Origin of the sequence: Vreelandella subterranea (assembly GCF_900111305.1) — a bacterium.
GTDB classification, from domain to species: Bacteria; Pseudomonadota; Gammaproteobacteria; order Pseudomonadales; family Halomonadaceae; genus Vreelandella; species Vreelandella subterranea.
Genome location: NZ_FOGS01000003.1, coordinates 174,736 through 195,964, shown reverse-complemented (window position 1 = coordinate 195,964; position 21,229 = coordinate 174,736). Strand labels below are relative to the sequence as shown.

At 58.3% G+C, this 21,229-nt stretch carries 23 protein-coding genes and 1 tRNA gene; 13 read left to right on the top strand and 11 right to left on the bottom strand.

Annotation, left to right across the window (positions count from 1 at the left end; genetic code table 11):
- Window positions 1–77, top strand: a tRNA-Asp gene (locus BMX75_RS06465).
- A 130-nt stretch (window positions 78–207) separates the two neighbouring features.
- On the opposite strand, the gene BMX75_RS06460 is transcribed toward BMX75_RS06465, so the two are convergent.
- The 5 genes from BMX75_RS06460 to BMX75_RS06440 all read right to left on the bottom strand — a co-directional run bounded on the left by BMX75_RS06460 (window position 208) and on the right by BMX75_RS06440 (window position 6,397).
- Entirely contained in the window at window positions 208–609 is a 402-nt protein-coding gene (locus tag BMX75_RS06460; RefSeq protein WP_092826340.1) for a heme-binding protein, read from the bottom strand.
- A 72-nt stretch (window positions 610–681) separates the two neighbouring features.
- On the bottom strand, window positions 682–1,911 hold the full coding sequence (gene glcF, locus BMX75_RS06455; protein ID WP_092826338.1) for a glycolate oxidase subunit GlcF: 1,230 nt from the start codon (window positions 1,909–1,911) through the stop codon (window positions 682–684).
- A gap of 14 nt (window positions 1,912–1,925) precedes the next feature.
- Complete coding sequence (glcE, locus tag BMX75_RS06450) at window positions 1,926–3,026, bottom strand: glycolate oxidase subunit GlcE (protein WP_092826336.1); 1,101 nt, start codon at window positions 3,024–3,026, stop codon at window positions 1,926–1,928.
- Between the two features lie 33 nt (window positions 3,027–3,059).
- Window positions 3,060–4,559: a glycolate oxidase subunit GlcD gene (gene glcD / locus BMX75_RS06445; RefSeq protein WP_092826334.1), complete on the bottom strand. Its 1,500-nt coding sequence runs from the start codon at window positions 4,557–4,559 to the stop codon at window positions 3,060–3,062.
- Window positions 4,560–4,699: 140 nt separating this feature from the next.
- Window positions 4,700–6,397 (bottom strand): L-lactate permease, encoded by a 1,698-nt coding sequence (locus BMX75_RS06440; RefSeq protein ID WP_092826332.1) that lies wholly within the window; start codon window positions 6,395–6,397, stop codon window positions 4,700–4,702.
- Window positions 6,398–6,786: 389 nt separating this feature from the next.
- Here BMX75_RS06440 and BMX75_RS06435 point away from each other — a divergent pair, with 389 nt between their 5' ends.
- Together BMX75_RS06435 and BMX75_RS06430 are read left to right on the top strand one after the other, a co-directional pair.
- Window positions 6,787–7,482, top strand: a complete 696-nt coding sequence (locus BMX75_RS06435; RefSeq protein WP_092826530.1) for a glutathione S-transferase family protein — start codon at window positions 6,787–6,789, stop codon at window positions 7,480–7,482.
- Between the two features lie 126 nt (window positions 7,483–7,608).
- On the top strand, window positions 7,609–7,965 hold the full coding sequence (locus tag BMX75_RS06430; RefSeq protein WP_092826330.1) for a phasin family protein: 357 nt from the start codon (window positions 7,609–7,611) through the stop codon (window positions 7,963–7,965).
- Window positions 7,966–8,070: 105 nt separating this feature from the next.
- Here the strand turns inward: BMX75_RS06430 and uraD are convergent, their stop codons facing one another.
- On the bottom strand, window positions 8,071–8,619 hold the full coding sequence (uraD, locus tag BMX75_RS06425) for a 2-oxo-4-hydroxy-4-carboxy-5-ureidoimidazoline decarboxylase (protein WP_092826328.1): 549 nt from the start codon (window positions 8,617–8,619) through the stop codon (window positions 8,071–8,073).
- A gap of 123 nt (window positions 8,620–8,742) precedes the next feature.
- Here uraD and uraH point away from each other — a divergent pair, with 123 nt between their 5' ends.
- The 3 genes from uraH to BMX75_RS06410 are packed head-to-tail and all read left to right on the top strand — an operon-like array spanning window position 8,743 to window position 11,053.
- Complete coding sequence (gene uraH, locus BMX75_RS06420; RefSeq protein ID WP_092826326.1) at window positions 8,743–9,096, top strand: hydroxyisourate hydrolase; 354 nt, start codon at window positions 8,743–8,745, stop codon at window positions 9,094–9,096.
- 15 nt (window positions 9,097–9,111) lie between these two features.
- Window positions 9,112–10,323, top strand: coding sequence for a urate hydroxylase PuuD (locus tag BMX75_RS06415; RefSeq protein WP_092826324.1), 1,212 nt, complete (start codon window positions 9,112–9,114; stop codon window positions 10,321–10,323).
- A 16-nt stretch (window positions 10,324–10,339) separates the two neighbouring features.
- Entirely contained in the window at window positions 10,340–11,053 is a 714-nt protein-coding gene (locus BMX75_RS06410) for a GntR family transcriptional regulator (RefSeq protein ID WP_092826322.1), read from the top strand.
- A gap of 82 nt (window positions 11,054–11,135) precedes the next feature.
- Here BMX75_RS06410 and BMX75_RS06405 read toward each other — a convergent pair whose 3' ends face one another.
- Together BMX75_RS06405 and BMX75_RS06400 are read right to left on the bottom strand one after the other, a co-directional pair.
- The gene (locus BMX75_RS06405; RefSeq protein WP_092826320.1) at window positions 11,136–11,423 is read right to left on the bottom strand and encodes a helix-turn-helix domain-containing protein; all 288 of its coding nucleotides are present in this window, start codon (window positions 11,421–11,423) and stop codon (window positions 11,136–11,138) included.
- The gene (locus BMX75_RS06400; RefSeq protein WP_092826318.1) at window positions 11,416–11,727 is read right to left on the bottom strand and encodes a type II toxin-antitoxin system RelE/ParE family toxin; all 312 of its coding nucleotides are present in this window, start codon (window positions 11,725–11,727) and stop codon (window positions 11,416–11,418) included. The genes BMX75_RS06405 and BMX75_RS06400 overlap by 8 nt, the downstream gene beginning before the upstream one ends.
- A 73-nt stretch (window positions 11,728–11,800) precedes the next feature.
- Between BMX75_RS06400 and BMX75_RS06395 the strand changes: the two genes are divergently transcribed.
- Window positions 11,801–11,947, top strand: a complete 147-nt coding sequence (locus BMX75_RS06395) for a CcdB family protein (protein ID WP_092826316.1) — start codon at window positions 11,801–11,803, stop codon at window positions 11,945–11,947.
- Between the two features lie 154 nt (window positions 11,948–12,101).
- Here BMX75_RS06395 and BMX75_RS06390 read toward each other — a convergent pair whose 3' ends face one another.
- From BMX75_RS06390 to BMX75_RS06380, 3 genes are all read right to left on the bottom strand, one after another.
- On the bottom strand, window positions 12,102–13,583 hold the full coding sequence (locus BMX75_RS06390; protein ID WP_092826314.1) for an NCS1 family nucleobase:cation symporter-1: 1,482 nt from the start codon (window positions 13,581–13,583) through the stop codon (window positions 12,102–12,104).
- A 28-nt stretch (window positions 13,584–13,611) separates the two neighbouring features.
- Window positions 13,612–14,982 (bottom strand): NCS1 family transporter, encoded by a 1,371-nt coding sequence (locus BMX75_RS06385; RefSeq protein WP_092826312.1) that lies wholly within the window; start codon window positions 14,980–14,982, stop codon window positions 13,612–13,614.
- A gap of 119 nt (window positions 14,983–15,101) precedes the next feature.
- Window positions 15,102–15,860 carry an aspartate/glutamate racemase family protein gene (locus BMX75_RS06380; protein ID WP_281244517.1) on the bottom strand — a complete coding sequence of 253 codons (759 nt, stop codon included), beginning with the start codon at window positions 15,858–15,860 and terminating at the stop codon, window positions 15,102–15,104.
- Between the two features lie 314 nt (window positions 15,861–16,174).
- Between BMX75_RS06380 and puuE the strand changes: the two genes are divergently transcribed.
- The 6 genes from puuE (at window position 16,175) to BMX75_RS06345 (ending at window position 21,211) form a co-directional block, all read left to right on the top strand.
- The gene (gene puuE / locus BMX75_RS06370) at window positions 16,175–17,104 is read left to right on the top strand and encodes an allantoinase PuuE (protein WP_092826308.1); all 930 of its coding nucleotides are present in this window, start codon (window positions 16,175–16,177) and stop codon (window positions 17,102–17,104) included.
- Between the two features lie 23 nt (window positions 17,105–17,127).
- Window positions 17,128–18,003 carry a MurR/RpiR family transcriptional regulator gene (locus BMX75_RS06365; RefSeq protein ID WP_092826306.1) on the top strand — a complete coding sequence of 292 codons (876 nt, stop codon included), beginning with the start codon at window positions 17,128–17,130 and terminating at the stop codon, window positions 18,001–18,003.
- Between the two features lie 305 nt (window positions 18,004–18,308).
- Window positions 18,309–19,163, top strand: a complete 855-nt coding sequence (locus BMX75_RS06360; RefSeq protein WP_092826304.1) for a transporter substrate-binding domain-containing protein — start codon at window positions 18,309–18,311, stop codon at window positions 19,161–19,163.
- Window positions 19,164–19,171: 8 nt separating this feature from the next.
- Entirely contained in the window at window positions 19,172–19,849 is a 678-nt protein-coding gene (locus BMX75_RS06355) for an amino acid ABC transporter permease (protein WP_092826302.1), read from the top strand.
- Window positions 19,846–20,502 carry an amino acid ABC transporter permease gene (locus BMX75_RS06350; RefSeq protein WP_092826300.1) on the top strand — a complete coding sequence of 219 codons (657 nt, stop codon included), beginning with the start codon at window positions 19,846–19,848 and terminating at the stop codon, window positions 20,500–20,502. The genes BMX75_RS06355 and BMX75_RS06350 overlap by 4 nt, the downstream gene beginning before the upstream one ends.
- On the top strand, window positions 20,483–21,211 hold the full coding sequence (locus BMX75_RS06345) for an amino acid ABC transporter ATP-binding protein (RefSeq protein WP_092826298.1): 729 nt from the start codon (window positions 20,483–20,485) through the stop codon (window positions 21,209–21,211). Before BMX75_RS06350 ends, BMX75_RS06345 begins: the two co-directional genes overlap by 20 nt.
- Window positions 21,212–21,229: the final 18 nt, after the last annotated feature.

Here is a 21,229-nt window from a genome sequence, read left to right as displayed (position 1 = left end):
GGACCGGTAGTTCAGTTGGTTAGAATGCCGGCCTGTCACGCCGGAGGTCGCGAGTTCGAGTCTCGTCCGGTCCGCCATTTCGCAGCTTTCATCTCAAGCAGCCAAGATTATCGGTTTTAGACCGAACGAATTTAAAAAAACCCCGGATCAATGATCCGGGGTTTTTCGTATGCGCTTGATACAGCTGCACTTGGTACAGCCGCTAGCTCAGGCAAGCGCGCTCACGCCCGCTTTGGCGACCTGCACGTCCTGGTCCGGTTTGACGCCGGAAATACCCACCGAGCCGACCACCTGGCCGTCGACGATGATCGGCACGCCGCCTGAGAGCAGCCCCTGAAGCGGTGCGGATACAAAGGCGGTGCGGCCGCCGTTGATCATTTCTTCAAAGACCTGGGTCTCTTTACGACCCACTGCCGCGCTGCGCGCTTTCTGGGTAGCCACATCGGCGCTGAAGGGGGCCGCGCCATCCAGGCGGCGCAGGGCAAGCAGGTGGCCGCCGTCATCAGCGACGGCAATGGTTACCGCCCAGCCATTGCTGTCGGCTTCTTTCTGGGCGGCATCAAGTACCTGGGTAACGTCTGCTTGGGATAAGACTGCTTTAGTTTGCATCAGGTTGTCCTTTGGTGGGTTTGCCGTTAAAAATGCCCGTGCCATTCGCTGGGCACGGGGTGATGTGTGGGATCAGTGTAACGCAGCATCGACGATTTCCACCCAGTGGCGAACCGGCGTGCGGTTGGCACCGGCCAGATGGGTTTGGCAGCCAATGTTGGCGGTAACAATCATTTCCGGGTTGCCCGCTTCCAGGGCGTTGAGTTTATTGTCGCGCAGCTGGGTGGCCAGTTCAGGCTGGGTAATCGAGTAGGTGCCCGCCGAGCCACAGCAGAGGTGAGCGTCCTGCACCGGGGTCAGCGCAAAGCCAAGCTTGGTCAGTACGCCTTCTACCGCGCCGTTGAGCTTCTGGGCGTGCTGCAGCGTACAGGGGCAGTGAAACGCCAGGCGCTGGCTGGCTTGCACATCCAGTGACTCAAGCGGTTCGTCGCGCAGCACTTCGACGATATCCTTTGCCAGGGCGCTGATTTTCTCAGCCTTGTCAGCATAGTCCGGGTCGTCTTTGAGCATTTCGCCATACTCTTTGACGAAGGCGCCGCAGCCGCTGGCGGTTTGCACGATGGCCTCGGCACCTTGCTCAACGTGTGGCCACCAGGCGTCAATATTGGCCCGCACCCGGGCGAGGCCAGCTTGCTGGGCATTGAGGTGGAAATCAATCGCCCCGCAGCAGCCCACCTCGGATACCGGCGTCACGCTGATGCCCAGACGGTCCAGAATCCGCGCGGTGGCGGCATTGGTGTTGGGCGATAACCCCGGCTGCACGCAGCCTTCCAGCATCAGTACCTGGCGGCTGTGCTGGGTGCTGGGTCGCTGACCCGCGTCGACCGGCGCGCCCGGCATCTTGCTGCGCAGCTTGCCGGGTACCAGTGGTTTGAAGGTTTGACCCAGCGCCAGCAGTGCCTTGAAGCGCTGCGGGTCGACCAGCATCTTGCGTAGTGCATAACGCTGCGCCCGTTCGGCCGCGGGTCGCGGTACGCGGCGTTCGATTTCAGCCCGGCCAATGTTGAGCAACTTGTGATATTCCACGCCGGACGGGCAGGTGGTCTCACAGTTAAGGCAGGTGAGGCAGCGGTCCAGGTGCAGGCGGGTTTCCTCGGTCACCTGATCGTCGTCATCACGACTCTCAAGCAGTTCCTTCATCAAGTAGATGCGCCCACGGGGGCCGTCGCGCTCATCGCCCAGCAACTGATAGGTCGGGCAGGTGGCGTTACAGAAGCCGCAGTGGACACAGGTGCGCAGCACCCGGTCGGCTTCCTGGATGTGCGGCTTTTCAAGGTCGGCATCGGTAAACTGCGTTTGCATGTCAGCTCTCCTGATTAAAACGCCGCATAGAGACGTCCCGGGTTAAAAATACCCTGGGCGTCCAGTTCTGCTTTCAAGTTACGGTGGTATTTCTCCACCACGCTGGGCAGCGGCGTGAAGGGGCTCTGCGCGCCACCCTGCGCATAGGGGGTATAGCAGGTGGCGTGGCCTCCAGCGGTGCGGCAGGCATCGCGCAGCGTATCGGCATCCAGCGAGGTCTTCACCCAGCGCTGGCTGCCGCCCCAGTCGTAGAGCATATCGGCGTCGTCGATATCCAGCGCCAGAGGCGGCGTGTTGGGGGGCAGCGACAGCCGCCACAGCGCCTGGCCTTCGCTTGGGGTGAAAAACGCGTGCTGATGGTCGCGCAACTGCTGCCAGAAGCTGGCATCAAGGTCGTCACCCCCCAGGCGTTCACGCGTGGCCTTCACCGAGCTATGGCCCCCTTCCAGGCGGATAAAAAGCTCGTCCTGGTGCCATGCCGCCGCGGTGATTGGCAGCGGCTGGCGGCCCAGTTCGGCGAGCTTTTTCAGCGCATCATCGATGCCCATGGACAAGCGCAGGCTGTGGCTGGCGCTGGGCAGCGGCAGTACCTTGAAGGAGATATCCGACAGCACGCCCAGCGTACCTTGGGCGCCTGCCATGAGGCGGGAGAAATCGTAACCGGCGACGTTCTTCATTACCTCGCCGCCAAAGCGCAGCAGTTTGCCTTCCTGGGTAATGACTCGTGTACCGAGCACGAAATCGCGAGCGGCGCCTGCCCAGGGGCGGCGTGGGCCGGAAAGCCCGGTAGCCACAGCGCCGCCGATGGTGCTGGCCTCGCCAAAGGCGGGGGGCTCGAAGGCGAGCATTTGGTGGTTCTTGGCCAATTCGGCGTCTAGCGCACTTAACCGGGTACCGGCGCGAACGGTGACCACCAGCTCGACCGGGTCATAGTCGACAATGCCGCTATGACCGGCAAGGTTGAGCGCCTGGCCTTCCACCGGGCGGCCATAAAAGGCCCGTGTGTCGCCGCCGACAATGCGCAGCGGGGTGCGGGAAGCATGGGCCTCGCGGACCTGGTCGCACAGCGCCTCGGCGATGTCGCCATCCGCAGTCTGAGTCACGGTGTTAGTCATGGTCTTTCCTAGCCAGGGTCTTTGCCTGGCGCATTAGAAACGTGGCAGTTCAGGATGCGGTAATTCGTTGTTATGGACATGCATCGCGCCGAACTCGGCGCAGCGCGCCAGAGTAGGAATGTTTTTACCCGGATTGAGCAGCCGCAGTGGATCAAACGCCGCTTTCAGGGCATGGAAAACGCTCAGCTCGTCGGGTTGAAACTGGCTGCACATCTGGTTGATCTTTTCCCGGCCTACGCCGTGCTCGCCGGTGATCGACCCGCCAGCGGCCACGCACAATTCCAGGATCTTGCCGCCGACGTCTTCCGCCAGCGCCAGTTCGCCCTCCTTGTTGGCATCGAACAGGATCAGCGGATGCATATTACCGTCGCCAGCGTGGAACACGTTGGCCACCAGCAAGCCGCTTTCTTCGGACAGCGCGGCAATGCCCTTGAGCACCCTGGGCAGTTCACGGCGGGGAATAGTGCCGTCCATGCAGTAGTAATCCGGCGACATCCGGCCAACCGCCGGGAAGGCATTCTTGCGGCCTGCCCAGAACTTGGCACGTTCGGCCTCATCGCGGGCCTGCTGAATGTCGGTGGCCCCGGCATCGGTGAGCACCCGGCGAACGGTATCGCAGTCGTCGTCCACATCGGCTTCCACGCCGTCGAGCTCGCATAGCAGGATGGCCTCGGCGTCCAGCGGATAGCCCGCCTTGACGAAATCCTCGGCAGCCTTGATAGCCAACTTGTCCATCATTTCCAGGCCGCCGGGAATAATGCCCGCGGCAATGATATCGCCCACTGCGCGACCTGCTTTCTCGACGTCGTCGAAGCTGGCCATCAGGACCTTGGCGGTTTCCGGCTTGGGCAGCAGCTTGACGGTGATCTCGGTGACGACCCCGAGCATGCCTTCGGAGCCGTTCATCAGCGCGAGCAGGTCAAAGCCGGGGGCATCCAGCGCCTCGGAGCCCAGCGTCATGTGTTCGCCTTCGATGGTCAGTATGTCGACGCGCATCACGTTGTGAACGGTCAGGCCGTATTTCAGGCAGTGAACGCCACCGGCGTTTTCCGCCACATTGCCACCAATCGAACAGGCGATTTGCGATGACGGGTCCGGCGCGTAGTAAAGCCCATAGGGGGCGGCGGCTTCGGAAATCGCCAGGTTGCGTACGCCGGGTTGCACCCTGGCCAGGCGAGCCTCAGGGTCGACATTGACAATCTGATTGAAGCGGGACATGACCAGCAGGACGCCCCGCTCAAGAGGCAGGGCACCGCCGGATAGCCCGGTGCCAGCGCCGCGGGTGACCACGGGAACGCTCAGCGCGTGGCAGCGTTTCAGCAAGCTTTCGACCTGTTCGAGGGTCTCTGGAAGGGCGACCAGCATCGGCAAAATACGGTAAGCCGCCAGGCCATCGCACTCAAACGGTCGAAGGTCCTCCTCGCGGTGGAGCAGAGTCAGCGAAGGCACTGCTTGCTGCAGGTCGGTCAACACCTCGGTTTTGTCGCGGCGAACCAGTTCGCCGTCGAGGCGCTCATCAAAGAGGATATTCATGATAGCTCCTGAAGATGAGGAGAGCATGGGAAGTCAGTGGCTCTATATTATGGAAAAGATTTCCACAAATCCATTCTGGTGGTGGAAAGCTTTTGCATAATGTCGCCGGGGTTCTCCCGGCGACGTTATGGGGTCGAGGATTACGATCCGACAAGCGCGTCGGTGACGCCGAGTACATAAAAGGCGATCAAGCCGATCAAGCCTGTGGCAACCAGGTAGTAGATCGTCGGCAGGATCGTCTTACGAATGGTAGCCCCTTCGCGGCCTAATAGCCCAACGGTTGCCGACGCAGCGACCACGTTATGAATCGCGATCATGTTACCGGCGGCTGCCCCAACGGCTTGCAGCGCCACCATCATGGCGGTGGACAGGCCAAGGGTTTCCGCGACGCTGAACTGGAATTCGGCCAGCATCAGGTTGGACACGGTGTTCGAGCCGGCAATAAAGGCGCCCATGGCACCGACGGCAGGTGCAAAGAACGGATAGATATCACCCACACCGCTGGCAACGGCCTGCGCCATCATAACCGGCATGGAGGCGATATCGGCGCCGTTAACCCCTGAGTTGATCAGAATCCGCACCATTGGCACGGTAAAGATCAGTACGAAGCCTGCACCGAAGATGGTCTTGGTCGACTCCGAGAGCGCCGCGCTCATGTTGCGTGTGCTCATCCGGTGCAGGAAGAAGGTAACGGCGACCACGGCGATGATGATACCGCCGGGCAGGTAAAGCGGCTCGATGCTGCCGCTGATGCCTTCTTCGCCGAGAATGTTCGACCAGCTCATGCTGATCGACGTCAGCGCCGCTTTCAGCGGTTCGATGGTGCGTGAAGCGACCAGGAAAACGGCCAGCAGCACATAAGGCACCCAGCCCTTGAAGGTCGACATCGGTGCCTGCCCGACAACGTCTTCAAGCTTGATCTGCAGGTTGCCGATCCACTCGTCGGGCCATGAGGTCGACTCGGGGAAGTCCCAGGTGTCCTTGGGCAGCAGAAAGCCTTTGCGTGCCGCCGGTACGACGATTGCGAGACCCACCATGGCACCGATCATGGACGGGAACTCTGGCCCCAGGAACACGCCCACCAGCATATACGGAACCACGAATGAAATACCCGTGAAAATAGCGAAGGGCACAATCGACAGACCCTCTTTCCACGACTTGTTGGCACCGAAGAAGCGCACCATGATCGTGACCAGAATCAGCGGCATCAGGATGCCGACAATGCCGTGGGTGATGGCCACACCACTGGTTACCTGCTGGAAAAATATATCCCAGGTGGAACCGGCGGCTTCGAGCTCTGAGGTAATGCTCGAGCGGTTAAGGCCGCTACCCACGCCCACCACGATAGGCGTGCCCACGGCACCGAACGATACCGGCGTGGACTGGATCATCATGCCGACCACAACCGCCGCCAGCGCCGGGAAGCCTAAAGCAACCATCAGCGGTGCCGCCACAGCCGCGGGGGTACCAAAGCCGGACGCCCCTTCGATAAAGCAGCCAAACAGCCAGGCAACGATCAACGCCTGGACGCGACGGTCAGGGCTGATGCCCGAAAAACCGTTACGAATAGCAGTGATACCACCCGAGTGCTTGAGCGTATTGAGAAGCAGGATGGCACCGAAAATAATCCACAACAGCCCCGCCGTCTGGATCAGCCCCTGGATAGTCGAAGCCACTATCCGCGAGAAAGACATATCCCAAGCGGTCAGGCCGATAATGGCCGCCGCAAGGAAGACGATAGGCATGGCGATCTTGGCGGGTATTTTAAAGCCAATGAGCAATATTCCCGCCAATAACAGCGGTGTGAATGCCAGAAGTGCAAGAAATGATTCATTCATGGGAAGAACTCTACTCCTTGTTGTTGATCGTTTACTCCACAATGATGACTCGCCGTATTCAAGGCATCAGATGTCAGGACGAAAGATACGGCGCCACCGATATAATGACTACTGGTGGAAAATTGGTAAGACCAATAATGATCAGTCCATATATTCGCTGATAACCTGAGGAATGTTGTTTAATTATTTGTTTTTATTTGCTTTTATTGAACCATATTAAGCAGCTGTACAGTGCTTCTCATTAGACTAATAGACAGTACGGTTAGCCTATCAAGCGCAAGTGCCATACCGCTGATCGTGGATGCTTGCGCCGTGGAAGACTTGCGGCCATGGTTAACAGGTTAAGCTGTCCTACCATGATGACCAACAGCAACGAGGAGACGATGACGGTGGCAATAAAACTCTATGATCTGTGCGGCCGCGACGAGCGACTACGTTTTTCCCCCTTCTGTTGGCGAGTGCGCATGGCGCTGGCCCACAAAGGCCTTGAATTTACCACGCAGCCCTGGCGGTTTCTTGAAAAGGACGCTATCGCCTTTGCCAATCACGACAAGGTGCCGGTGCTGGTGGATGGTGAGCAGGTAGTGACCGATAGCTTTGATATCATGCGCTACCTTGACGATGCCTACCCCCAGGCACCGCTTTTTGGCGAAGGGGCCAGCTATCAGCGGGCGCGGTTCTTCAAGCATTATGTTGAACGTAGCGTGACGCCAGCATTGTTCAGGATAGTCGCGCTCGACTTGCTGGCGGCGATCCATCCCGATGACCGCGACTATTTCCGTGAAACCCGCGAGGCGCGTTTTGGCTGCACGTTGGAAGCGCTTCACCAGCCAGAGCAGGGGCGTGGGCTGCTCAAGCAGGCGCTAGCCCCGGTTTACGCTCAATTGAAAGATGCCGACTTTATCGATGGCGATTCGCCAGCGGGCGCTGATTACCTGTTGTTTGGCAGCATGATGTGGGCGTATAGCGTGTCCCAAGAGCCGCTGGTTGAGGACGAAGACGAGGTGGATCAATGGTTTAAGCGTATGCTCGCAGTACACGATGGTATTGCGGGGAAGGCCACCACGGTACGGGACATCGCCTAGTCGAAAATTTATGTTGCACTGCACAAAATCGCCTGCTAACGTGTGGTGTAGCAGAGGCGCCGACCTTACTGATGTTCCCTTTTCAAGGCGCGCCTATGTCGTTTCTCACTTCAAGGAGATAGCGCGATGAATAAAGCCGCCGAAAAAGCCAGCCAGCAAGTCGAGTCCATCTTTGTATCGCCGATGCGTTCTTACACGCTGACAGCGCTGGACTATTACGATCAGATCGTTAGTGCGCAGCTTGATGCTGTTCGTGCCTACTCGGATCTGAGCATTGCCCAGGCTCGCACCTGGCTGGACGTGAAAGATGCCGACAGCTTCAAGAAGGCAATAGAAAGCCAGCAGAAAGCCACCAGCGATCTAATGGAGCGCATGAAGGGGGATGGCGAAAAAGTCACTTCCATCAGCCAAAGCTTCATGAAAGACAGCCAGAAAATGGCCGAAGACACTACCAAGAAAGCGGTAGAGACGGCCAAGCAGTAAGCCTGGTCACTATCGTTTAACCGCTTGGTTTAATGACTGCGCTCTTTTTAGAGCGCAGTTTTTTATGGCGGGTGCTGTATACAACCGGGTGATAGGCCGCCATGCCTATTGCTGCTGTTCCGCGGCCCGCGCACGCAGGCGCAGCCGTGCAATGCGGATAATTTGCTCGATGGCGGTTTTGCGCTCCGTGGCCACGTCGTTCTCAAGGCGCTTTGCGAATGCCTCCAAAATGGCGTGTCGGTCCAGCCCTTTCACGGCGATCACAAAAGGAAAGCCGAATCTTTCCTTGTAGTCGGCATTAAGCTGCTCGAAGCGGGCAAACTCTGCAGGCGTGCATTGATCAAGCCCCGCCCCTGCCTGTTCACTGGTGGAATCCTGGGTCAATTTACCTGCCATGGCGGCTTTGCCCGCAAGGTCGGGGTGTGCCTGTATAACGCGGATCTGCTGGTCGCTACCTGCCTGCTGCAGTTGAAGGCCCATCGCATCGGCCAGGGCATCCGGGTGGTCGTGTGCCGAGGTCAGGCCGGTTTCCCAGGCAGCCTGTGCGACCCAGGGGGAATGCTCATAGATATCGCCGTAGTGTTTGATGAAGGCGTCACGGGATAGTCCGCTCGGGCGGGGCTGAAGGCATAATTCGGCGGCAGGTGACGACATGGGGCGCTCCGGGCTAGGCTGAGAGTGGATGGCTCAATGTATACAATAAAACAAGCTGGCGGTACTCTAAAACCATCGACACACGACGCTTAAACCACGATACAAAAGCAACAAGGAGCCACCATGGGATATCTGACCACGCACGTGCTGGATACCGCACTCGGCTGCCCTGGTCAGGGTATTGCCATCGACATACTGCGGCTAATCGGCAGCGAGCGGCACCATCTGCGCACCGTGATCACCAATCAGGATGGCCGTTGTGATGCACCGCTTCTTGAAGGCGATGGCTTTACACCCGGCGAGTACGAGCTGTGCTTCCACGCCGGCGACTACCTCCGCGCCAAGGGCGTCGACGCCGCTGAACCGCGCTTTCTGGATGTCATTCCCATCCGCTTCGGCGTGGCGGATGCCGAGCAGCACTACCACGTACCGCTATTGCTCTCGCCCTATGGCTATTCCACCTACCGTGGCAGCTGATGGCGGAGGCCCTTGATGCAAGCATATTTGATAGAGTCGGTGAATGTCCTGCTGCGCTGGTTGCACGTGATTGCGGCCATCGCCTGGATCGGTGAATCCATCTATTTCGTGATGCTGGACAACAGCCTGCGCGCGCCAAAGGCAGCCGCGGACCGCGAGAAGGGGATTTTTGGCGAGATGTGGGCCGTCCATGGCGGCGGCTTCTACCATAACCAGAAGTACACCACGGCCCCCGACAAACTTCCCAACGACCTGCACTGGTCGTTCTGGAAAGCCTACACCACCTGGCTATCCGGGTTTGCCCTGTTCGTCATCCTCTACATGGCCAACCCTGGCTTCTACCTGATAAACCCGGATAGCCCCTGGCAGTGGGCGGCCACCATGTCAGGCTGGCAGGCCAATCTGCTGGCGCTGCTGTTCCTGCTCGGCGGCTGGGTGGTTTATAACGAACTGTGCAAACGCATCAGCCCCACCATGCAGCGCGACGGCCTGTTGAGCATCGCCGTGGCGCTGATGATGGTGGTGGTTGCCTATTTAAGCACCCAACTGTTTGGCGGGCGGGCCGCCTTCCTGCTCACCGGGGCGGTGATGGCCACCGCCATGTCGGCGAACGTGTTCTTCTGGATCATCCCCGGCCAGCGACGCATGGTGAAAGCCATGAAAGCCGGGGAATCGCCCAACCCGCTGGATGGCAAGCGTGGCAAGCAGCGTTCGGTGCACAACACCTATTTCACCTTGCCCGTGGTACTGCTGATGGTCAGCAACCACTACTCGTTCCTGTATTCCCATGAGCTTGCCTGGGTGGCGATGTCGCTGCTTATCCTGGCAGGCGCCGTTATCCGCCAGTTTTTTGTGCTGCTGCACGCTGGCAAGCGGCAGTGGGGCTACCCGGCGGCTGGCGTGGTGCTGATCGTCCTGGCGTTTGGGGTGGCCGCACCGGATTTGCGAACCGCTGAGCAGCCAGATCGTGACACCCAGGTCAGCGATACCGGCGACAATCAGATAGCGAGGCTGATCGAAGAGCACTGCGTACAGTGCCACGCCAGCAACCCCGAGCATGCCGGTTTCTCGGCGCCACCGGCCGATTACGCCTTCGATGACTGGGACGACATTCTGACCCACAAGGCGGCTATCCAGCAGGTGGTTGAAAGCCGCTACATGCCGCTAGGCAACATGACCAAGATGACCGACGAAGAACGCGCTACCATAGCCGCCTGGGATGAATGATCAATGAGGAGAGTCGATGAGTAATGCGCAGGCGGTCAAGCGATCGGCATCAAAAGCGGAAGGCGATGAGCGCCACGAGGCGATTTATCGCGCGGTCAGCGACGCGATTGTGGAACAGCGGCTCAAGCCCGGCGCGCGGCTGCGCGAAGATGCCCTGGCCGATGTGTTCGGCATCAGCCGCACCGGGATTCGCAAGATCTTGCAGCGCCTGGCGCTGGAGCAACTGGTCACCCTGACGCCGCGCCGCGGGGCCAGCGTCACCCGGCCCACCGCCGACGAAGCCAAGGACGTTTTCGACGCGCGCCAGTTGATCGAGTGCGGGTTAATGCCCGACGTGGCGCGGCGCATGGGGGAAAAAGAAGCAGCAGAGCTGCGCGACATGGCCAAGCGCGAGCGCCAGGCGTTGCGCAACGGCGAGCAAAGTGTGGCGATACGCCTTTCGGCGGATTTTCATGTTCGCATAGCGCAGCTTTCGGGCAATGCGACCCTCGCGGCCTTCGTGGAAAGCCTGTGTTCCCGCTCATCGCTGATCCTGGCCGTCTATGGCCATCCAGGCCATTTAGGCTGCGAATCCCACGACCACGACGACCTCATCGGCTATCTGGAAGCCGGCAACGGCGAGCGCGCAAGCGCGTTTATGAGTCGTCACCTGAAAGCCATTGAAGCCTCACTTTCGATGGTCGAGGAGGAAGAAAGCGCGCCCGATTTGCATCAAATATTTGGGGGGTGAAACGTCCTGGCATCCACCTGATATTACCGCCGCGAAGCGCAATGGTTTGGCCGCCAGCTTAGAGCTTTACCTTCAACATTGGTTAGTGAAGCTGATCAAAAACTTCCGGGTGCTGCTCAGCAATGCGCAGCAGGGCAATCGCAGGGCCCTGGGGCTCGCGCCGCCCCTGCTCCCAGTCCTGGAGGGTTCGTACGCTCACGCCCATTAGGCCTGCAAACGCCGATTGTGACATGTTCAACTTGAGTCTGATCAATTTAGGCGGGGAGGGCTCTGAAAGTTCATGCGTACGAAGCGCCAGCTTACCTTTCTTGAACTGCTTGATTTCATTGATGCCGTCAAGAATCTCCGCGCCAAGGTTTCTATTACTCATTTTTGATGGCCTCCGCTATCTGTTTGAGCACATGACCAGGAATACTGGCGCGCTCTGATTTACTGTACAGCGTGAGCATCCATATCTCGTGGTCAGATACCTTCCAATAGCAAATGGCTCTAATACCGCCACTCTTGCCTGACCCTGCTGATGCCCATCGAACCTTGCGCACACCACCTGAACCTTTTATAAGGTCGCCCGCATCCGGCTTCTGTAGAAGGTACGTTTGAAGCCCACGGTATTCCTCATCCGTGAGGTAGTCCGGCAATAGCTTGGTGAACGTGGAGGTTTCGATGAATAGCATTCTTAAAATATACGGCTATGCCGTATAAATATCAAGGATGGATCAGGGCGTCATGTCTTGGTTAAACACTTGAATGCGCATGGCCGACCAGGAGTTTCTGCTCCTAACCCCACAAATCTCCGCTATGCCAGTGAAGCATCTCAAAAGCCCTGTTGGTTCGCACTCACATTTCAGAGATCAGATTATTGGCGCTCTGGACATGGCGATTACAGGTGTTTGACGCCTTACACGCCCTTGAGCTTGAGTTCGAACAGCGAAATCACGTTGCGCCCCAAGGTGTTATTTAGTCTTCGTGAAACAACAAAAAGCGCCATCGGACGTTTGCCGATGGCGCTTGTTCGAGCCGCTAAGCCTTCAGTGACAGATCAAAAGCCTCAACCTGCCTTCGGCCCAGCAAGGGTGGGGGCTACCTTAAACTGCCGCATCAAGCCGTAGTAGAAAAGCCCGCCAAGGCCCGCGCCCATCAGCCAGCCGTAGCCATTCAGGCTTGCAAGCGCGGGTACCAGCACGGTGGAAATCGAGAACAGTGCCGCTACGCCAAAAGCGATCAACGCCCGGGTATTCCAGCCGTTGGTGTAGTAGTAGGCACCGCCTGGGGCGGAGGAAAACAGCTCCTGCATATTCAAGTGCTGGCGCTTGATCAGGTAGTAGTCGACCACGATGATGCCGTAGAAGGGCGCGACGATGGCTCCGACCGCATTCACAAAGCCGGGTACGCCAATCTGGCTGATGACCGAGACCCACAACACGCCGACAAAAAACGCGATGATCGCCGTGATCAGGCCACCCATTTTGAAACTTACCTTGCTGGGAAACAGGTTGGCCAGGTCGTAGGCGGGTGGAATAAAGTTAGCCACCAGGTTGATCCCCACGGTGGCGGCGAAGAAGGTCAGGGCGGCGACGATGGTCAGTGCCAGGGTATCCACGCGCTCGACAATATCAGACGGGTTGGTCAATGCATCGCCGAACAAGACCAGCGTGCCTGCAGTGATGATCAACGCGATAAACGAGAAGAACGCCACGTTCAGCGGCAAGCCCAGCAGGTTGCCCAGCTTCATCTGGCGCTCGGTTTTCACAAAGCGGGTAAAGTCACCGAAATTGATTACCACCGCTGCGAAGTAGGCCACCATGGTGCCCACAATGGCCATGAAGGCGCTAACCGGGTGCGTGGTGGTATCGGCTTCACCACCGCTGAAAATCGTGTCGATCGCAGGTAATAATTCGCTGCCTGCCTTGACCCAGACAATGATCATGAGCGCGATCATCACCAGGTACACCAGCGGCCCGGCCCAGTTGAGGAAGTACTTGATGCGCTCGATACCCGCCCAGAAGATCATGATCTGGAATAGCCAGACGATGACAAAGGATACCCAGGCAATGCCGGATAATCCGAGGAAGGTGGCGCCGTCACCGCCGCCGAATAGCGCAGCCAGCAGCAGCGTCATGGCGGTCGAGGCAAAATAGGTTTGTACCCCGTACCAGAAGATCCCCACGATCGCCCGCAGCATCGCGGGCAGGTTGGCGCCGCGAATGCCCATGCTGGCGCGCACCATTACCGGAAAGGGAATGCCGTACTTGACGCTTGGCTTGCCGGTGAGGTTGACCAGAAACATGACGATCACCCCCGCCAGGATGATGGCGGCCATGACCGCCCAGCCGTTGAGGCCGTAGGTTAAAAACAGTGAAGCGGCCAGGGTGTAGCCAAACAGGCTCTGGATGTCGTTGGACCAGACGTTGAATATCTCGAACGCTCCCCAGTTGCGGTCCTGGGGTTTCAGTGGCGCAAGATCCCCGTTATACAGCGTGGGATCGATATGCTTGATATCCAGATCGCCGACGTCGTTACGCTTGTTCATGGCATTAGCTCTTGTAGTGGCAAAGGATTCATTGGTTAAAGCGCTGGCAGGCTGGCCAGTGCTTCATCAGCAGGAAGTAGGTCAGCCCGGCGGGAATCAGGCTGGCGTACCAGGAAACGGCTGAGAACAAAAGCGCCGCCACAATGCCCACGGCGGTGGCGATCAAGGCCGCCGCATTAACGCCTCGGTATGGGCCGCTGGCATCGTAAAGCTTGTCAATATCCAGCGTGCGGCGACGAATCACGTAATAATCCACCACCAGAATCGCGAAGATCGGGCCAAGGAAGGCAGAGTAGGTTTGCACGAAGAGCTGCAACCCTTCCGCAGACCCCGGCTGCACCAGCTTCCAGGGAAAGGTGGCGAATGCCAGCAGGCCGACGATCACGGTGGCCACGGGGAACTTGAGCTTGAAGATATCCATCAGCACGTAGGTGGGCGGAACGACATTGTTCAGCACGTTGGTCGTTACCTGGGCAAAGGCGATGAACAGTAGCGTGGTCATCAGCAGCGGAGTGTTATCCACGGCATTGGCGAAGACCTGGATGGGATCGGCGGTGCCGGTGGCTTCCGAGACCATGAAACCGATCAGCCCCATGAACAACGTGCAGGGCAGAATCGACATGGCGTAAAGCGTGGTCAACAAGCCCGGCCCCGAGCCGGTTTTATGCTCGCGGGAGTAGTCGCTGACGTTGAGCATCATGGTGCTGTAGATGCCCAGAAACAGCATGGTGGCGCCCCAGAACGGCATGCCCCAGGAGCCTTCCATGGTCAGCAGGTTTGCCGAGAGCTCATCGCCGTAGCGCTGAATGGTAGCCACAAACATGTAGACCAGTGACAGGAGAATGAACCCGCTGCCCAGGTTTTCCAGCCACTTGATGCCCTGAAAGCCGGTCACCGACAGAGCGATTTGCAGCAGTTGGAAGGTAATGAAGTAGAACACCAGATTATCAAAGCCAAACAGTGTCGCTGACACCATGTTCAGCGCCCCGGCGCCGATCCAGCTTTGAAACCCGTACCACACGATCGCCGGTACCGCCCGAACCAGCCCCGGCAGTCGGGTGCCCGCAAAGCCAAAGGCGCTGCGCGCCTGGACCATGAAGGGAATGCCGTATTTATAGCCAGCGGCACCGTTGAGCGCCAGGGCAATGCCGATTACAAAGCAGCCAATGGCAATCGCCAGCGTCGCCTGAATCAGGTTGAGCGTGCCGACCACGCTTGACCCCATGGCGAAGGTGCCGATGGACACGCAACCGCCAAACCAGGCAAGAAAGTAAGAGGCGCGCCCCATTATTCGCGTACTTTGGGGCGCGAGCGATTCGTCGCCTATGCTTTTCCGGCCGTCGCTGGGTGCGACGGTCGCTGGGTCGTCCGACGTCAGACCCGATGGTGATGCACTCATGGTGTGAACCTCGCAAGATGGCTGTTATTGACCCTCAGCGGTGCTGGGGATGCTTGCGGCTGGCGTGTGTTTTCGATGCGATCATTGTTATTGGCTGGCATCGTGATGGTGTTTGTGGGTTAACCTCCGGGCGGCAGCGTCAGGTTTGAAAAATCGGCAAACTGACCGGTAAACGGTTTGGGCCGCGGGTAAGCCAGGTCGCCGTGTTTGCTGGTAAAGAGCCCCAGGCCGATAAGGGATTCGGCAAGTTTGAGCCCTGCGCTGACCCCTTCGACAATGGGCAGTCCCACCTCGCGGCTGATTTCCTGGGTGAGGTTGGCCATGCCGCCGCAGCCCAGCACAATGGCGCCAATGCCGTCTTCATCGCGGGCTCGGCAGCATTCCTGCACGATGCGTCGATAGGCGGCTTCGGGGTGGTGTTCAAGGTCAAGAACGGGGATTTCGGCGGCGCGAATGCGTCGGCAGTGCTGCCGAAAGCCGTACTGTTCCAGCAGGTGCTCGGCAATGATGCCGGTGCGGCCAAGCGTGGTGACAATCGAAAACCGCGTGCTGATAAGCGTCGCCATATGAAAGGCGGCTTCGGCAATGCCCACCACCGGGGCTCGGGTCAGCTCGCGGGCGGCAAGCAGCCCAGGGTCGCCAAAACAGGCCACGACGTAGGCATCGATGTTACCTTCCTGCTCGCCCTTGATGACTTCCTGAGCGACGCCGACGGCGCTGATCGCCTCATCGAAGTGACTTTCAATCGACACCGGGCCTGCTTCTGGCTGGCAGGCGCTGACCTGTGTGCCCGTGGCAGCGTAGTCGTTGGCGGCACGGTAGATCGAGGCAGTCATCGAGGCCGTCGTATTGGGATTGATAAGGCGAATATGGGCCACCCGATTATCCTCTTGGTCGTGATATTTGAAGTTCAGGTAAACAATTTATCGATTATTGTATACAAAATAGGGCGGTTTTTTGCCAATCGCAAGTGCGGAATTGCGTCGAATATCAAGTTGTTAGTTGACCGATTGATCAACTTCTGGGCTTTTGGCGGCGTTTCTACGTACAAAAATGCTTCTGTCTCAAGCCAATAGCTGTGCTGTGCGTTGCGGTTAAGGTTTGATCGGGCTATTTTGTATACAAGTTAATAAAGCGTTGCTAATGATCACCTTACGTCGACGCATGTCAGGATTCATCCAAGGAGTCGTCTATGACACAGCCCCATTACCCTCGTGACTTGATCGGTTACGGGCGCAACCCGCCCCACGCCAACTGGCCCGGCAACGCCAAAATAGCGGTGCAGTTCGTACTCAACTACGAGGAGGGCGGCGAGAACTGCGTGCTGCATGGTGACTCAGGTTCCGAGCAGTTTCTGTCAGAAATCATCGGCGCACCGTCCTACCCTGATCGCCATCTGAGCATGGAGTCGATTTATGAATACGGCTCCCGCGCCGGGGTGTGGCGCATTCTGCGCGAGTTCGAGAAGCGCGATCTGCCGCTGACGGTGTTTGGCGTGGCCATGGCGCTTGAGCGCAACCCGGATGTCGCCCAGGCGTTCAAGGAACTGGGCCATGAGGTCGCCTGCCACGGCTACCGCTGGATTCACTACCAGGAAGTGCCCGAGCACGTTGAGCGTGAGCATCTACAGCAGGCCATGGAGATTTTTCAGCGTCTGTATGGAGAGAAACCGCTGGGCTGGTACACCGGCCGCGATAGCCCCAACACCCGGCGCCTGATGCTGGATGAAGGCGGTTTCCTTTACGATAGCGATTATTACGGCGACGACTTGCCTTTCTGGACCCAGGTAACCGATAGTCAGGGCAGTGATCATGATCACCTGATCGTGCCTTACACACTGGACAGCAATGACATGCGCTTTGCTGCCCCTCAGGGGTTTAATACCGCGGATCACTTTTTCACCTACCTGCGGGATGCCTTCGATGTGCTCTACGCGGAAGGGGAAGAGGCGCCCAAGATGCTATCCATTGGTATGCACTGCCGTTTATTGGGCCGCCCAGGACGTTTCCGTGCCCTGCAGCGCTTTTTGGATCACATTGAAACCCACGACCGCGTTTGGGTGGCCCGGCGGGTCGATATCGCCCGCCATTGGGCGGCACACCACCCGGCGCCCGCACGCTAACCAAATAGTTCAAACAGGATGCCATGACGCCGCATATCGGACAGCGAATTACCGCCCAGTTTGACGCGCTAAGTGCCCAGGAGCAGCGCGTGGCAAGCTTTATCCTCGATCACTTCGATGATCTGGCGGTATACAGCGCCGCCGATTTGGCGCGCTTGACCGGGGTCTCCAAGTCGACGGTCAGTCGCCTTTTCAAGCGGTTGGGGTTCGAAAGCTACCGCAGCGTTAAAGACCACGCCCGCCAACTGCGCAACCTGGGGGTGCCGTTGGTGATCGATGCCAATGCCATGCAGGATGAAGCGGGCGCGCCATTTCAACGCCATTTGCAGCGTGAGCAGGATAACCTGCAGCGCTGCCTGAATGGCATCGCGGCGGATCAGTTTGCCGCGCTGGTAGAACGCCTGGCTAACGCGCGGCATGTGGTCATGATCGGGTTCCGTAACAGCTATCCCTTGGCGCTGCATTTTCGCCAGCAGTTGATTCAGGCGCGCGCCCAGGTGCGGGTGGCCCCTCAACCCAACCAATCGTTGGCTGAAGAGATTGTCGATCTCAACGATCAGGATGTGGTGGTGCTGTTTGGCTTTCGCCGCCGTCCGGCAGCATTTGCCTCGCTGGTGAATGCCCTCGAGCGATCGCCTGCCAAGGTGGCGCTGATCGCCGACCCCACTGCGGTAAATTTTGCCTCCCAGGTTGACTGGCTGATGGAAGCACCGCTGGAAAGCCTCTCGGCATTTGACAGTTACGCCACGGCCAATAGCCTGATCTGCCTGCTCGCCAACGGCGTTTTGCATCGTCGTCTTGGTGAGGGACGAGAGCGGATCAGTGCGATCAGCGATAGTTACGCCGACCTTAGTGAACTGGAGTCACCCATCATGAGTGTTGATTGGAACGCCCAGTAGATGTCCCTCCTGTCGTAGTGCATACCGTTCTTATGTTGGGTTGAAACTGCACCAACACCATGCGGGCCTCCTTCCTTCCTGGCGCAGCGACCGCAGCGTCATCGCCCGTGGTTTCAATAAAGTGCTGTTATAAATGTGGTTAGCGACTTCTGGCATCGCAATTGCTTTTATGTGAGCAGGTGAAACGAAAGTTTCTTGTGTCTACTTTATGAAACAAAGCTTTCATTAGCCTTACGTGAATTGCCGCTTCGGCTTATGACAGACAACGCATCACTAAAAAAACGCATCCCTGCCAGGAGAGTCCTATGAAATTGTTATCGCAGCGTCTCAACCACGCTTTTAATGGCCGCTTAAAGCGACTGCAGTCCGGCATTATAGCAACGGGCTTGAGTGCCGCTGTTGCGTTAGGGGCTGTCGCCACAAGCCCGGACGTTCAGGCGGATGCCCTTGAGGATATCGAGTCCCGGGGGACTGTTCGCATTGCCGTGCCGCAGGATTTTCCGCCATTCGGCTCGGTGGGTACCGACCTGGAGCCGCGTGGCTACGATATCGATATGGCCAACTACCTCGCCGACGAGATGGGCGTGGAGCTTGAATTGATTACCGTGACCAGCGCCAACCGCATTCCCTATTTACAGACCGGTCAGGCGGACTTGGTGATTTCCAGCCTGGGTAAGAACCCGGAACGCGAAGCGGCGATTGATTTTTCAGATGCCTACGCGCCGTTCTTCTTGGGTGTGTTCAGCGCCGATGAAGATGAAAACGTGGAGAGCCCGGAAGGCCTGGCCGATAAAACCATTGGTGTAACCCGTGGTGCTGTGGAAGACATGGAACTTTCCGAGATCGCCCCGGATTCCACCACGGTGCAGCGCTTTGAAGATAACGCCACCACCATTTCTGCGTTTCTTTCCGGGCAGGTCGACTATGTCGCCACCGGGAACGTGGTAGCGGCCGAGATCGCCGAGCGCAACAGCGACCGAGCGCCCTCGCTGGTGTATCAGTTGAAAGATTCACCCTGCTACGTGGGTATGAACAAGAACGAACCGGCGTTGATGGAAGAGGTGAACCGCCTGATCGCCCAGGCGCTTGAAGATGGCACCTTAAACGAGATGTCCCAGCGCTGGTTCAGTGCCGACCTGCCTGAAAACTTCGGTAGCTGAGGGGCATCATGGGGCCAACACTCGATTTTCTTACCCTGTTGCCCTACGTCAGTGAGCTGCTCAAAGGTCTTACCACCACGGTCATCTTGACCGTGGTGACCACCTTGACGGGGCTGGCACTGGCGGTGGTCGTGGCCTACATGCGTGCGAACGCGCAGCCCTGGGTGCGTTGGGGGCTCGGCGGTTACGTCGAATTGACCCGTAACACACCCTTTATCGTGCAACTGTTTTTTATCTTCTTCGGGCTACCGGGGCTCGGCATCAAAATCGATGCCATTACCGCGGCGTTTATCGCCATGACGCTCAACCTGGCTGCCTACAGCGCCGAGATACTACGTGCCGGTATCAGTGCCACGGCCAAAGGGCAGCTGGAGGCCGGGCGGGCGCTGGGCATGACCACGCTGCAAAGCTATCGCCACGTGGTGCTGGTGCCCGCCTTTGCGCGTGTTTACCCCGCGCTCATCAGCCAGTCGATTATCGTCATGCTGGGTTCGGCGGTGGTGTCGCAGATTTCGGTGTTTGATCTGACCTACGCGGCGAACTTTATCCAGTCGCGCAACTTCCGCAGTTTTGAAGTCTACCTGCTGATCACGTTGATCTATCTGCTGCTCGCCTTTGGCATGCGGCGTAGCTTCATGCTGGTGGGCAAGCGCGTATTCGCCTATCAGCAAGGAGAGCAACGATGATCGAGTTCACCTTCTGGGATATTTTGCGCAACCTGCTGCTGGCGACTCGCTGGACCATCTTGCTATCGCTGATCGCGTTTGTCGGTGGCGCCACGGTGGGGTTGCTTTTGACCTTCATGCGCCTTTCCAGCAACCGCTGGCTGCAACGTTTGACCTCACTTTATGTCGACCTTTTCCAGGGCACGCCGCTGCTGATGCAGCTGTTTCTGATCTTCTTTGGCGCCGCCGCCATGGGCCATCAGATTTCAGCCTGGCTTGCGGCCTCCATTGCGCTCACGCTATTCACCAGCGCCTTTCTTTGCGACATCTGGCGGGGGTGCCTGGAGGCGGTGGCCAAAGGGCAGTGGCATGCATCGCAGGTGCTGGGGATGAACTATTTCCAGACCATGCGGCATGTGATTCTGCCCCAGGCGCTGCGCCTGTCCATTCCGCCCACGGTGGGGTTCTCTGTGCAGGTCATCAAAGGCACGGCACTGGCGTCCATCATCGGTTTTGTCGAGCTGACCAAGGCCGGCACCATGCTCAACAACGCCACCTTTGAACCCTTCACCATCTTTGCCCTCGTGGCCCTTCTTTACTTCGCGCTGTGCTACCCGCTTTCCTGCTATGCGCGCTATCTGGAGAAAAAGCTCTATGACGCTGGTCTGCGTTGATAACGTTCATAAAGCCTTTGGCGACCTGGAAGTGCTGAAAGGCATTAACCTTTCGGTTGCGCAAGGCGAAGTCGTCGCCATTATTGGCCGCAGCGGCTCGGGTAAAAGCACCCTGCTGCGCTGCCTGAATCAGCTCGAAAAACACGACAGCGGCCAGATCACCATTGCCGATAAAAAGCTTGATGCGGCTTCCATGTCGCCCAAGGAACTGAGTGAAAATGTCGGCATGGTGTTCCAGAGCTTCAACCTGTTTCCCCATAAGACCGTGGGTGAAAACGTCTGCCTGGCGCCCATCGTGGTGCGCGGCGAGGGAAAGGCTGACGTTGAAAAAATCGCTCATGAAGTGCTTGAGAAAGTCGGCCTCTCGGATAAATACGATGCTTACCCGGCGCAGCTTTCCGGTGGTCAGCAGCAGCGCGTTGCCATTGCCCGGGCGCTCGCCATGCGCCCCAAGGTGATGCTATGCGACGAGGTGACCTCGGCGCTTGACCCGGAACTGGTCGGCGAGGTGCTGCGCGTACTGGAAACGCTGGCGGCCGAAGGCATGACGCTGATTCTGGTCACCCACGAAATGAGCTTTGCCCGTGACGTGGCCGATCGCGTGGTGTTCATGCACGAGGGACGCATCCACGAAGAGGGGGCACCTGGCGAGCTGTTTGCCGCGCCTCAAACGGCCGAATTGAAGCAGTTCATCTCGGCGGTCCTCTAGCGTAATATCGTATACAAG